11 protein-coding genes are annotated in these 11,706 nt (G+C 65.7%); 5 read left to right on the forward strand and 6 right to left on the reverse strand.

Features of this window, described 5'->3' with window-relative positions; translation table 11 throughout:
* Positions 1–81: 81 nt before the first annotated feature.
* The 3 genes from VXJ37_RS18035 to VXJ37_RS18045 form a co-directional block, all read right to left on the reverse strand.
* Positions 82–2,427 carry a glycoside hydrolase family 65 protein gene (locus tag VXJ37_RS18035; RefSeq protein WP_331324416.1) on the reverse strand — a complete coding sequence of 782 codons (2,346 nt, stop codon included), beginning with the start codon at positions 2,425–2,427 and terminating at the stop codon, positions 82–84.
* Positions 2,428–2,570: 143 nt separating this feature from the next.
* Complete coding sequence (locus VXJ37_RS18040; protein ID WP_331324417.1) at positions 2,571–3,308, reverse strand: HAD family hydrolase; 738 nt, start codon at positions 3,306–3,308, stop codon at positions 2,571–2,573.
* A 179-nt stretch (positions 3,309–3,487) separates the two neighbouring features.
* A complete protein-coding gene (locus tag VXJ37_RS18045; RefSeq protein WP_331324418.1) occupies positions 3,488–4,123 on the reverse strand; it encodes an alpha/beta hydrolase in 636 nt (211 codons plus the stop codon).
* Between the two features lie 171 nt (positions 4,124–4,294).
* Here VXJ37_RS18045 and VXJ37_RS18050 point away from each other — a divergent pair, with 171 nt between their 5' ends.
* The 5 genes from VXJ37_RS18050 to VXJ37_RS18070 all read left to right on the forward strand — a co-directional run bounded on the left by VXJ37_RS18050 (position 4,295) and on the right by VXJ37_RS18070 (position 9,058).
* Positions 4,295–4,552: a DUF6458 family protein gene (locus VXJ37_RS18050; protein WP_331324419.1), complete on the forward strand. Its 258-nt coding sequence runs from the start codon at positions 4,295–4,297 to the stop codon at positions 4,550–4,552.
* 229 nt (positions 4,553–4,781) lie between these two features.
* Positions 4,782–5,588, forward strand: a complete 807-nt coding sequence (locus tag VXJ37_RS18055) for a DeoR/GlpR family DNA-binding transcription regulator (RefSeq protein ID WP_331324420.1) — start codon at positions 4,782–4,784, stop codon at positions 5,586–5,588.
* On the forward strand, positions 5,585–6,607 hold the full coding sequence (locus VXJ37_RS18060) for a 1-phosphofructokinase family hexose kinase (RefSeq protein WP_331324421.1): 1,023 nt from the start codon (positions 5,585–5,587) through the stop codon (positions 6,605–6,607). The genes VXJ37_RS18055 and VXJ37_RS18060 overlap by 4 nt, the downstream gene beginning before the upstream one ends.
* A gap of 2 nt (positions 6,608–6,609) precedes the next feature.
* Complete coding sequence (locus VXJ37_RS18065; protein WP_331324422.1) at positions 6,610–8,712, forward strand: PTS fructose transporter subunit IIABC; 2,103 nt, start codon at positions 6,610–6,612, stop codon at positions 8,710–8,712.
* A 67-nt stretch (positions 8,713–8,779) separates the two neighbouring features.
* Positions 8,780–9,058, forward strand: coding sequence for an HPr family phosphocarrier protein (locus tag VXJ37_RS18070; RefSeq protein ID WP_015935750.1), 279 nt, complete (start codon positions 8,780–8,782; stop codon positions 9,056–9,058).
* Positions 9,059–9,143: 85 nt separating this feature from the next.
* Here the strand turns inward: VXJ37_RS18070 and VXJ37_RS18075 are convergent, their stop codons facing one another.
* The 3 genes from VXJ37_RS18075 to ku all read right to left on the reverse strand — a co-directional run bounded on the left by VXJ37_RS18075 (position 9,144) and on the right by ku (position 11,698).
* Positions 9,144–9,584 (reverse strand): SRPBCC domain-containing protein, encoded by a 441-nt coding sequence (locus VXJ37_RS18075; protein ID WP_331324423.1) that lies wholly within the window; start codon positions 9,582–9,584, stop codon positions 9,144–9,146.
* 3 nt (positions 9,585–9,587) lie between these two features.
* The gene (locus tag VXJ37_RS18080) at positions 9,588–10,436 is read right to left on the reverse strand and encodes a class I SAM-dependent methyltransferase (protein ID WP_331324424.1); all 849 of its coding nucleotides are present in this window, start codon (positions 10,434–10,436) and stop codon (positions 9,588–9,590) included.
* Positions 10,437–10,579: 143 nt separating this feature from the next.
* Positions 10,580–11,698, reverse strand: a complete 1,119-nt coding sequence (gene ku / locus VXJ37_RS18085; protein ID WP_331324425.1) for a non-homologous end joining protein Ku — start codon at positions 11,696–11,698, stop codon at positions 10,580–10,582.
* Positions 11,699–11,706: the final 8 nt, after the last annotated feature.

The raw sequence follows: 11,706 nt of genomic DNA on the forward strand, positions 1-11,706 counted from the left end.
CCAGGACTCCGGCACCACCCGCCAGGAAGCAGCCACCCTCCTGGCGGGGTAATCCGGGACGGGGTTTCGCTCCCCCACCGGTCAGCTGTTGCCGCGCACCACCGGGATGCTTGCCGTTGGCAGGCCGCTGGGGAATACGGTGGGCTCCGGCTGCGGGACCGGCGCCAGCGGCACCTGGACGGGGTCGCCGCCCACCACCAGCCGGTGGCCGCGGACGTCCACTTCCAGCGGCCCGCCCTCCTGCACGGCGAGCGTTATGGAACCGGGGGCAAGGCGGACCAGCAGCAGGCGTCCGCGGATCTTCAGGTGGAAGGCCAGCCCAGTCCATTCGGCAGGGAGGCGCGGGTCGAAGAACGGCACCTCCCCCTGGTCGCGCAGGCCGGCGAACCCGCTGACCAGCGAGCTCCACACTCCCCCGGTCGAGGCAATGTGGACGCCGTCGATGGTGTTGCCGTGGGTGTCATCGAGGTCGATGAAGGCCGCGTTGGTGAAGTGGTCCAGCGCTTCCTTCGAGTAACCCACCTCGGCCGCCATGATTCCCTGCACGCAGGCGGACAGGGTTGAGTCACCGGTGGTCAGCGGATCATAGAAATCGAAGGCACGGTGTTTCTCCTCGGCGGTGAAGTCCTGCCACTGCAGGAACATGGCCAGGACAGTGTCCGCCTGTTTGAGGACCTGGTGGCGGTAGATCACCAGCGGGTGGAAATGCAGGAGCAGCGGGTACTTGGACCGGGGCGTGGTCCAGTCCCAGGGCTCCAGCGTCATGAAATCGTTGTCCTGTGAGTGCACCTGCATGCGGTCATCGAACGGCAGCTGCATCCGGCTGGCGGCGGCTTCCCAGAGTTGGCGCTCCTCCGGCGTGATTTCGGCGTGCTCCAGGGCGGCAGCGGCCCGGAGATTGAAGCGGGCCATCACGTTCGTGTACAGGTTGTCGTTGACCACGGCGGTGTATTCATCGGGACCGGTGACGCCGTGGATGTGGAAGAGCCCGTCCTTGCCGAAGAAGCCCAGGGAAATCCACATCCGGGCAGTTTCGATCAGCAGTTCGGCGCCCATGCCCTCTCCGAAGGCGGCATCGCCGGTAGCCCAGAGGTACCTGTTGGTGGCGAACGCAATGGCGGCGGCAATGTGAAACTGGGCCGTGCCCGCAGCATAGTAGGCGCTGGCCTCGAGTCCGTTAATGGTGCGCCACGGGAACAAGGCTCCATCCACGCTCAGTTCCTTGGCCCGGATCTTGGCCTCGGGGAGCATCCCGTGCCGGAACTCCAGGACCTGCCGGGCGCCGTCAGGATTGGTATAGGTGAGGTACGGCAGCAGGTACACCTCCTGGTCCCAGAAGTAGTGACCCTCATAGCCTGATCCCGTAACGCCCTTGGCGGGGATGCCTGCAACGTCGGCACGGGCGGTGGCCTGGGCCAGCTGGAAGAGGTTCCAGCGGATGGCCTGCTGCAACCCGGGCTGGCCGCCGTCGACCACAATGTCGGAGGTGGCCCAGTAACGGCGGAAGTGCGCATCACTTTCAGCAAAGACCTCATTGACGGGCCGGAGCGCTTCTTCTGCCACTGCGGCTGCGTCGATCTCCGGGTCTTGGATAGCGGGGCCCGCGGCGTAGCTGACGCTTTTCTCCAGGCGGAACGGTTCATCGGCGTCAACCGCAAGGACGTAACGGACGCTGCTGTCGTCCTGGTCCACCAGGGTCTCGAACGGCTGGTACCCGGGGGAGGTCCAGTGGTCAACGGCGATGCCCACCCGCTGCTTGGACTCCGCCGCCTCCCAGGACAGACGCAGGGAGCCGTCGCCGCCGTCGAGCCTCACGGGCAGCAGCACCCGGCCGGCGTGGCGGCCGGCACGGCGGGGATCGTGCACGGAGTGGTCTTCCACCGGCTGGTCCTGGCGGTTGATCACGGATGAGGTGACGTCCAGGGAAACCTGCCGGTCCGTGGCCACTTCCAGCGAAATGCCAAGGCTGCCGCGGGACGCGAAGCCCACGGCCCGCCGCTCGGTGGTGGTTACCGTTGCGCCGGACCGGCACTGCCAGGTGATGCGGCATTCATAGATCCCCGTGCAGAAATCCACGGTCCGCCGGTAGTCCAGGACTTCGGTTTCGGCCAGGCTGAGGCTTTCCCCATCCACCATGATGGTGAAGTTGTTGGCGTCCGGAATGTACAGGATGCGCTGTCCCGTCCGGGCAAATCCGAAGGCGTTTTCGGCGTGCTTGATGTCCCAGATTTCGTGCAGCCCGTTGATGAAGCTGCCCGGCAGTTCTGCGTCCACCGCAGCCCAGTGTGCGCCGCGGATACCCAGGTGTCCGTTGCCAAGGGCGAACAGGGTCTCGAGTGTGCCCGCGTTGTCGGCTTCGTAGCGGGTCTCAACGAGTTGCCAGGGGGTGTCGGGGAACCGTTCGCGGTCCGCGCTGATCAATGCCATGGTCGGGGTCCTTTTGGCCTTGCTGGTGCTGCCGGCTGGCCGGCATGGAGTATTCGGGGGAAGTGCTGTACCCGGATGGGGCGCTGCCGGGGGAAGCAGCAGTGTTGCCGCGGGGAAAGGCAACACCGGTTCCGGGAGTGGGATCAGGGGATGAGTTCCTGAAGGTCGCTGACCACCAGGGTGGCACCGGCATCAAGCAGCGTTTGCCGCCCGGCTCCGCGGTCCACGCCGATGACGGAGTGGAAAGATCCCGCCTGTCCGGCCTGCACACCGGACACGGCGTCCTCCACCACCACGCACTCGGAGCTGGACAGGTCCAGCAGCTTCGCGGCGTACTCGTAGGTGGCCGGGCTTGGCTTGCCGGGCAGGCCCTGCTCCGCAGCCACGACCCCATCCACCACCACGTCGAAGTGCCGGCTGAGCCCGGCTGCCTTCAATACGGCGGGTGCGTTGCGGGAGGAGGAGACGACGGCGACCTTGAGTCCGCGGTCAAGGGCGGCTTGGAGGAAGCGCACCGAGCCTTCGAACGGTTCGACGCCGGCACTCACAATGTCATTGAAGACCGCGTTCTTCCGGTTGCCCAGGCCTTGGACTGTGTCGTGGGCAGGGTCGTCATCCAGCGGGCCTTCGGGCAGGGTGATCCCGCGTGAGGCAAGGAAGTCGCGGACGCCGTCGAAGCGGGGTTTACCGTCGATGTGGTCGAAGTAGTCGCTCTCGCGGTATGGGGACGCGCCGGGCTGTGAGGCCAGGTAGCCGTCGAACAGTTCCTGCCAGGCCCGTTCGTGCACGGTGGCCGTGGGCGTCAGCACTCCATCCAGGTCAAACAGGATTGCTGCGGCGCCGGTCCAGGCGGCGGTATCAGCTGCAGTTTCTTGCGTCATCGGCAGTGCGATGTCCTCTCGGGTTGTGGACAGTAGCCCTGCCGGGCAGCCGAAAGGAAGCTCCACTGCGCCAGAGACGCGCAGTATCACTTCCTTGTCCGCCCACTGCAGGACCGATCATGGCCGTAGACGAGTGTAAGCGCTTGCAAATTTGACTTGCAACTGTTTTTTATCGCTGTCTAGGCAATTTCCGGCCGCGTCCGCAGCACGTAGTGGCGCAGGAAAGCGCTGACGTCCACCATCTCGGTTTTGGACATCGCATGCCCCATCCCCGGGTAGGTCCGCGCCGTCAGGAGCGTGTTCTTTTCCAGCCATTCGGCGGTGTAGGCGACCGCGTCCTCGTTAATGACCAGATCCGCCTTGTCCCGCCCCCAGAAGAAGGGCGGCCTGGCCTCGAAGGTATCCATTACGGAGAGGAGCTCATTGTTGAGCACGAAGCCGGACAGCCCCACCACGGCCTTATAGTCGCCCGGGTGCAGCCGAAGCAGCGTGCTGGCCATGGCCATCCCCTGCGAGTATCCCATCAGGCTCACGCTGCTGTGCTGGTCCTCCACGGATTTGATCCACGCCCGCACGGCATTGGCCGCCGAGATCACGTCCGCAAAGTCGTTGGCCAGGAAGTAATCGAGCAGGAACCAGCCCCAGTGGTCGCCGATGGGCATTGGGGCGCGCAGGGCCGCATAGGTGAACTCCTGCGGCAGGTGCTCAAACAGGCGCACCATCCTCGACTCGTCCGTGCCGTACCCGTGCATCATCACCATCAAGGGAGTGCCCGCGCGTTGGCCTTCCGGCCTGGACCACACAACTGTTTCCACTGGTCAAGACTAGCGACGCAGATGAGCTGCCCGGCCGGGTCATTGAATCCGGAACCCGCGGACGGTAGCGTGACGCCTGACAGACAGCAGGCTTAGCTTTTTGCAGTACGCACCACCCTTCCGTAACGCCATACCAGCGCCGCACATGGAAGCGGCCGTAAGGAGCAGGTCATGAGAATCGGTTCGTCAATCTTCCTTATCGCCCTCGGCGCTATTCTCGCCTGGGCAGTGACTCCCGGACTGATTCCCTTTGTGGACCAGCAGCTGGTGGGCTACATCCTGATGGCCGTCGGCGTGATCGGGCTGATTGCATCACTTATCCTCGCCTCGCCCGGCCGCAGCCGGCGGGTGAGCGAGTCCCGGTCCGTGATCGACCCCAACACCGGTGAGCGCATCACCCGGCAGGAAACCCGCGACGGCGGCATCTGACCTCATGCGGAAACGGGGGCCATTTCCCCGGATAAGTAACGCCAGGCCGAAGAGCCGGGCTGGACCACAGGCGTCCAGCCCGGCTTTTTTGCGCCCCGACAGGGCAAATGACAAGGAATCTTGTTTCATGTTGGTTTCCATTGACAAACCAACAGAAGCAAAGATAAAGTCAAGTAACTCAACACGAGAGTGACGCAGGTCACGAGAGCAGCTACGCAACGGAGGGTAAGTGTTCGCCGAAGAGCGCCAGCAAAAGATTGCCGAGCTTGTCGCCGGCAGCGGCCGGGTCAGCGTGACCCTGCTGGCTGAGCGCTTCAGCATCACCACCGAAACCGTGCGCCGGGACCTGGCAGCCCTGGAAAACGCCGGAACCGTACGGCGCGTCCACGGTGGCGCAGTGGCGGCAGACCGCTTCAGCACCACCGAGGAAAGCGTCACCGAACGGGCCATCCAGCGGCCGGACCAAAAAATCCGGATCGCCGAAGCCGCCCTCGCACTGATTCCCCGCAACTCGACCGCCAGTGTCCTGCTGGACGGCGGCACCACCACCGAAGTGCTGGCAGACATGCTGGCCCGGCGCACCGCCGCCGAACCTTCCGATGGAAACGGGCCGCAGCACGAACTGGTGGTCATCACCCACGCAGTACCCATCGCCAGCAAACTCTCCCATGTTCCCGGTGTAGCCCTGCAGATCCTGGGCGGTCGGGTACGCGGCATCACCCAGGTGGCCGTGGGCCAGGCCACCGTGGACGCCGCCGCCAGGCTGCGCCCGGACATCGCGTTCATCGGCACCAACGGCATCCACGCCACCTTTGGCATCAGCACTCCCGATCCTGAAGAAGCAGCCGTCAAGGCAGCCTTCGTCCAGTCGGCACGCCGCATTGTGGTGCTGGCCGACTCCTCCAAGCTGGACACGGAAACCCTGGTCCAGTTCGCCTCCCTGAAAGATCTGGATACCTTGATCACAGACAGTGAACCCGGACCTGAACTCGCAGCCGCCCTGGAAGATGCCGGCGTAGACGTGGTGGTCGCATGATCGTCACGTTCACGGCCAACCCCAGCCTCGACCGGACGGTGGCCCTCCCCGGCCCGCTGGCCCGCGGTGAGGTGCAGCGCGCCGTCTCCGTCCGCCAGGAGTCCGGCGGCAAGGGTGTCAACGTTTCCCGCGCCCTGGTGGCCTCCGGGCTGGAATCCCTTGCCGTCCTTCCCGGCGCAGACGGTGACCCCGTCCTGGCCGGGCTGCGGGAGAGCGCCGTTCCCTTCGTGTCCCTTCCCATCGATGAGCCGCTGCGCACCAACGTGGCGCTCACCGAGCCCGGCGGCGTGACCACCAAGATCAACGAACCCGGGCCCGTCCTGGCTGCTGACCAGCAGGAAGCCCTCATCAAGCTGCTGCTGGAAAGCTCCCGCGGCGCCAGCTGGGTGGTTCTGGCCGGTTCGCTGCCACCGGGATTCCCGGACAACTTCTACGCCACGGTGGCGCGGCGGATCCGGGAGGCGGGCAACGGCACAGCGCCGCTGATCGCCGTCGACTCCTCCGGGGCGCCCCTCGCCGCTGCCCTCACCGACAGCGGAACGTCCGGGGACAGCACCGTCTCCGGAGGAACAACCACAGGTTCCGGGAAACCGGACCTCCTCAAACCCAACGCCGAGGAACTGGCGGAACTGGCCGCAGCCGCCGGTTTCACCCCGGCCTCCGGTGACGAGCTGGAAGCGGATCCCGCTGCTGCGGCAGCCGCCGCAGCCGCCGTCGTACGTTCCGGTGTGGGTGCTGTGCTGGCAACTCTCGGTTCCAAGGGAGCTGTCCTCGTAACGGCCGACGGCGCGTGGCTGGCCACGCACCCGCCGGTCGCCGCGGTCAGCACGGTGGGTGCGGGCGACTCCGCACTTGCCGGCTACCTGCTCGCCCACGGCCGGGGCGCCGCCCCCGCCGACTGCCTTCGTCAGGCGGTGGCCCACGGTGCCGCCGCTGCCTCGCTGCCGGGCTCCACAGTTCCGGCAGTAAACCAAACCACCCCGGATGCCGTAACCATCACGGCCCTTCGAAAGGATTGACAGTGACCCAGCTCATCACCACGGATCTGGTCGAGCTCGACCAGAACCTGGGCAACGCCCCCGAGACGGTGATCCGGCATCTGGCAAGCAAGGTAGCTGCCACCGGACGCGCATCAGAAGTTGAAGGCCTCTTCGCCGACGCCTTTGCCCGCGAACAGAAGACCGCCACGGGCATCCCGGGTGGCATCGCCATCCCGCACTGCCGCTCCGCAGCAGTCACCGTGCCCACCCTGGCCATGGCACGCCTGAACCCGAAGGTTGACTTCGGCGCCAAGGACGGCCCGGCTGACCTGGTGTTCTTCATTGCCGCTCCGGACGGGGCGGACCAGGAGCACCTGAAGCTGCTCTCCAAGCTGGCGCGGTCCCTGATCAAGAAGGACTTCACCGCAGCCCTCCGCAACGCCTCCTCGCAGGCTGAAATCGTGGAACTCGTTGACGGCGCGCTGGCGGACAAGCCGGCAGCGCACGCTGCAGCCGCCCCGGTGGATGCAGTCCCGGTAGGGGCCAGCGTCGGCGCAGCCGGTGCCGCAGGTGCCAGCGCCGTCGGTGCCCCCGCAGGTGCTTCGGCAGGCAGCGCGGCCCGCGGGCCCAAGCGCCTGGTGGCCGTGACCGCGTGCCCCACCGGCATTGCCCACACGTACATGGCAGCCGATTCCCTCGTGGCAGCCGCCAAGGAGGTGGGCGTTGACCTGCAGGTGGAGACCCAGGGTTCCTCCGGCGCCAAGGCACTGGACCCCGCCGTCATCGCCGCAGCGGACGCCGTGATCTTCGCCGTGGACGTGGACGTGCGCGGCAAGGAGCGCTTTGCCGGCAAGCCCGTCATCAATGCCCCCGTAAAGCGCGGCATCGACGAACCGGAAAAGATGGTCCAGGAAGCACTTGCTGCGGCGGACAACCCCAATGCCCACCGGGTCCCGCACTTCGGCGCGGAGGAACAGGCTGAGCTGGAGGCCGCTGAAAAGGGCGAGCACATCGGACAGAAGCTCAAGAAAGCCCTGCTCACCGGTGTCTCCTACATGATTCCGTTCGTGGCCGGCGGTGGCCTGCTGATCGCCCTTGGCTTCCTCATGGGCGGTTACCTGATCACCAAGTACGCGGACACGATCGTGGTCCAGAACAGCATCTTCAACCTTCCCACCCAGTTCCCGGAGAACGCGTGGGGTCCGCTGGGGGCCTACCTCGGTGCGGTCCTGTTCAAGATCGGCGCCCTCTCGCTCGGATTCCTGGTTCCGGCCCTGGCCGGGTACATCGCCTACGCCATCGCCGACCGTCCGGGCATCGCGCCGGGCTTCGTGGCCGGTGCCGTAGCCGGGTTCATGGGCGCCGGCTTCCTCGGCGGCATCGTAGGCGGCCTGCTGGCCGGTTACATCGCCCACGTTATCGGCGGCCTCCAGGTGGCACGCTGGCTGCGCGGCCTGATGCCTGTGGTCATCATCCCGCTGCTGGCTTCGCTGGTGGCATCTGGCCTCATGTTCCTCATCCTCGGCGCCCCGATCGTGGCCATCACCACCGGCCTGAACAACTGGCTGTCCGGACTCACCGGTGCCGGAGCCATCGCCCTCGGCGTGATCCTCGGACTCATGATGTGCTTCGACCTGGGCGGTCCGGTCAACAAGGTGGCTTACTCCTTCGCCGTCGCCGGCCTGGGAGCCGCAAGCATCGACAACCAGGCCCCGTGGCAGATCATGGCAGCAGTCATGGCTTCGGGCATGGTCCCGCCGCTGGCCATGGCGCTGGCTTCCACCGTCCTGAACAAGAAGCTCTTCAGCCTCGCTGAGCAGGAAAACGGCAAGGCAGCCTGGCTGCTGGGCGCGTCCTTCATCTCCGAAGGCGCCATCCCGTTCGCCGCTGCCGATCCCCTGCGCGTCATCCCCGCCAGCATGCTGGGCGGCGCAGTGACCGGTGCCATTTCCATGGCGGCGGGCGTCGGATCAAAGGCACCCCACGGCGGCCTGTTCGTCTTCTTCGCCATCGACAACTTCCTGATGTTCGTCATCTCGATCATCGTCGGCACGGTAATCACGGCACTTTCCGTCATCGCGCTCAAGCGCTGGGCAGTCAAGAAGAGCGTTGATACGGTTGAACCGGTTCCCGCAACCGTCTGAGCCGGCTTAGCCACAAACTTCACCGGCCGCTGAACCCTCAGCACGCCGAAAGACAAAAGGAGCAAAAATGCCAGAACGCACCGCAACCGTTGCCAGCCGCGTGGGCTTGCACGCCCGCCCGGCCGCTATCTTTGCCGAGGCAGCCGGCGAGTTCGACCTGGACATCACCATCGCCCGTGAAGGCGAGCCGGCCGACGAAGCCATGGATGCAGCCAGCATCCTGTCCTTGATGAGCCTGGGTGCTTCGCACGGCGACGTGGTGGTCCTCCGCGCCGAAGGTGCCGGTGCGGACGATGCGCTGGAGCGCCTGGTGCAGATCCTGGAAACAGATCACGACGCCGAGTAGCAGCTTCGCCGCTTAGCGGCACTGCCCCAGTCGGCCGCCGTCGCGCTTTCCCTTTATGGAGAAGCCCGACGGCGGCCGCTTGGCTTTAAGCGCCTGGCCCGCCTTCCGCAATCCGTTTCACGTCCGCCAGGAGCATGTCCCACATGCCCTTGGAATGCTTCGCGGCTTCTTCGCTGGGATTGTTGTCCTGCGCCAGGGTCAGCCGGGTGGCGCCGTCACGGTCCTCAAGCGACCAGTCAAGCGTGTGGTAATTCTCCGGCTTGTCTTCCTGCCCGGACAGGGGGCTGTAGTGGGTGTGGACCAGTTTCCGCCCCGGTTCGACCGCCAGGATCCGGCCCTTGTCCTGGTAGGCCTTCCCTTCCCACTCACCCCGCCAGGTGATGGGGCTCCCCACCTTCCAGTCCGTCTCCAGCATGGTTCCAAACATGAACTCCTTCACGGCGGCGGGGTCGGTCATCACTTCCCACACGCGCTCCGGCGGGGCGTCGATGGTGGTGACGGAGGTGGCCACGTAGTTTTCCGCCATGGTTCAGGCCTTTTTCGCGGTGAAGAGCAGGTACTCCCATTCCATCTGGAACGGGGTATCGCCGTGCGCGTCGCCAAAGGAATCGGCAAGACCGGTAAGGGCCTCGTCCAGGGCCTTGACCTTGTCATGGTCCTCGCCGAGGGATTTGTACACGGAGATGATGGGGCCGTAGTGGGACTTGAAATAGCGGACGAAGTCCGCGGGCTGGTGGAAGCTCCTCACCGTGAGGTGCTTCTTCCGGCTGTGGACATCGGTGATTTTTTCGCCCATCAGTTCGCGGATGTGGTCCTCGCTCCCCCACAACGTCGCAGGCTGGCTGCCGGGCGGGGGCGGCGGAGCGAAGGGCTTCAGGGCGGCAAACATCTGCCCGGTAAATCCTTCGGGGGTCCAGCACAGCAGCCCGATGGAACCGCCGGGTTTACAGACCCTGAGCAGTTCGTCCGCAGCTGCCTGGTGGTGGGGTGCGAACATCACGCCAATGCAGGACATCACCGTGTCGAACTCCGCCTCTCCGAATGGGAGGGCTTCTGCGTCGCCTTCCTGCCACTCAAGGCTGACGCCCCGGTTCGCGGCTTCCTTGCGCCCCGCTTCGAAGAGCTCGGGGGTGAGGTCGCTGGCCACCACCTTGGCGCCCATCATCGCCGCCGGAATGGCGGCGTTTCCGGTTCCCGCCGCTACGTCCAGGACCCGCTGGCGGGACTTGATGCCACAGGCCTCCACCAGGACGGCACCCAGCTCCAGGAGCATCTCGTCGGCAAGGGCCGGGTAATCCCCTGAGGCCCACATGGCCCGGTGCTTCCTCTTGAGCTCCCGGTCCGCCTCCGCCCCCGCCACGCCTGTCTGATCGCTCATGTCCGCGCCCCTTTACATGTCCGCCGAAGATGGTGACAGCGCCGCTGGCACAGCGGAGGCTGTGATGCGACTCATTGTGGGCGCGTTGCAGCCACCTGTAAAGGGTGGCGCCGGGCAAAGACTGGGCGGCTGCCCGCCGCACGTCAGGCCGGTTTGCGCGCCCTGGTGGTCTTGGCGGCCGGCTTGGCTGCGGTCTTGGAGCCGGTGGATTTGGTTTCTGCCGCTTTGCTTCCCGTGGACTTGGAGGCTGAAGACTTTGCGGACGTGGATTTCGTGGCGGCGGATCTCGTGGCCGATTTGGCGGCAGGCCCGGAATCATCCGTGCCGGTCTTCGCGGCAGCCCTGGTCCCCGAAGACTTGGCCGCCGCGGCCTTGGTGCCTGACGACTTGCGGGCCGGTTTGGCTTCCTCCTCAGCGTCCCCCTTCCCGCCGTCCGCTTCGTCATCAGTTCCGGTGGCCGATGCGGGCTCCCCGCCGCCGCGTTTCCGGTCCAGGCTCCGTTTCAAGGCCTCCATGAGGTCGATGACCTCGCCCTTGCCGCCCTCGCCGGCTTCCACGCCGAAGGTTTCCTCGGTGTCCAGCGATTCACCCTGCTCGAGCTTCGCGTCGATCAGCTGGCGGAGCTGCACCTGGTACTCGTCCGTGAAGGAGTCGGGCTCGAAGTCAGCGGCCATGGACTCCACCAGCGCCGCTGACATGTCGCGTTCCTGCGCGGAAATCCTGATGTCCGCTTCCAGGGACGGGAAATTCGCCTCCCGCACCTCATCCGGCCAGAGCAGGGACTGCAGGACCAGGACGTCGTCCTTGATCCGCAGGGCACCCAGCCGCGTCTTCTCCCGCAGCGCGAACTGGACAATGGCCACCCGGTCCGTATCCTCCAGCGCCCGGCGCAGCAGCACGTAGGCCTTGGGCGACTTGGAATCAGGCTCCAGGTAGTAGCTTTTCTCGAACATCATGGGCTCGAGCTGCTCGGACGGGACGAACTGCACCACTTCGATCTCGTGGCTGTTCTCGGCGGGAATGGACTTGAGCTCATCCTTGGACAGGACCACAGTGCGGCCGTCCTCGTCGAAGGCCTTCTCGATGTCCGAGTAGTCCACCACCTCCCCGCATACCTCGCACCGGCGCTGGTAACGGATCCTGCCGCCGTCGGCGTTGTGAACCTGGTGCAGACTGATGTCATGATCCTCTGTGGCGCTGTAGACCTTCACGGGCACGTTGACCAGGCCGAACGCGATGGCACCTTTCCAGATGGCTCTCATTCATACAG

The sequence above is a fragment of the Pseudarthrobacter phenanthrenivorans genome, from assembly GCF_036455295.1.
In the GTDB taxonomy this organism is placed as follows: Bacteria; Actinomycetota; Actinomycetes; order Actinomycetales; family Micrococcaceae; genus Arthrobacter; species Arthrobacter phenanthrenivorans_C.

Bases quoted from the DNA above. Each gene is read 5' to 3' on its own strand.
- VXJ37_RS18035 (WP_331324416.1), bottom strand. From the start codon at position 2,427: ATGGCATTGATCAGCGCGGACCGCGAACGGTTCCCCGACACCCCCTGG.
- VXJ37_RS18040 (WP_331324417.1), bottom strand. From the start codon at position 3,308: ATGACGCAAGAAACTGCAGCTGATACCGCCGCCTGGACCGGCGCCGCA.
- VXJ37_RS18050 (WP_331324419.1), top strand. From the start codon at position 4,295: ATGAGAATCGGTTCGTCAATCTTCCTTATCGCCCTCGGCGCTATTCTC.
- VXJ37_RS18060 (WP_331324421.1), top strand. From the start codon at position 5,585: ATGATCGTCACGTTCACGGCCAACCCCAGCCTCGACCGGACGGTGGCC.
- VXJ37_RS18070 (WP_015935750.1), top strand. From the start codon at position 8,780: ATGCCAGAACGCACCGCAACCGTTGCCAGCCGCGTGGGCTTGCACGCC.
- VXJ37_RS18075 (WP_331324423.1), bottom strand. From the start codon at position 9,584: ATGGCGGAAAACTACGTGGCCACCTCCGTCACCACCATCGACGCCCCG.
- VXJ37_RS18080 (WP_331324424.1), bottom strand. From the start codon at position 10,436: ATGAGCGATCAGACAGGCGTGGCGGGGGCGGAGGCGGACCGGGAGCTC.
- ku (WP_331324425.1), bottom strand. From the start codon at position 11,698: ATGAGAGCCATCTGGAAAGGTGCCATCGCGTTCGGCCTGGTCAACGTG.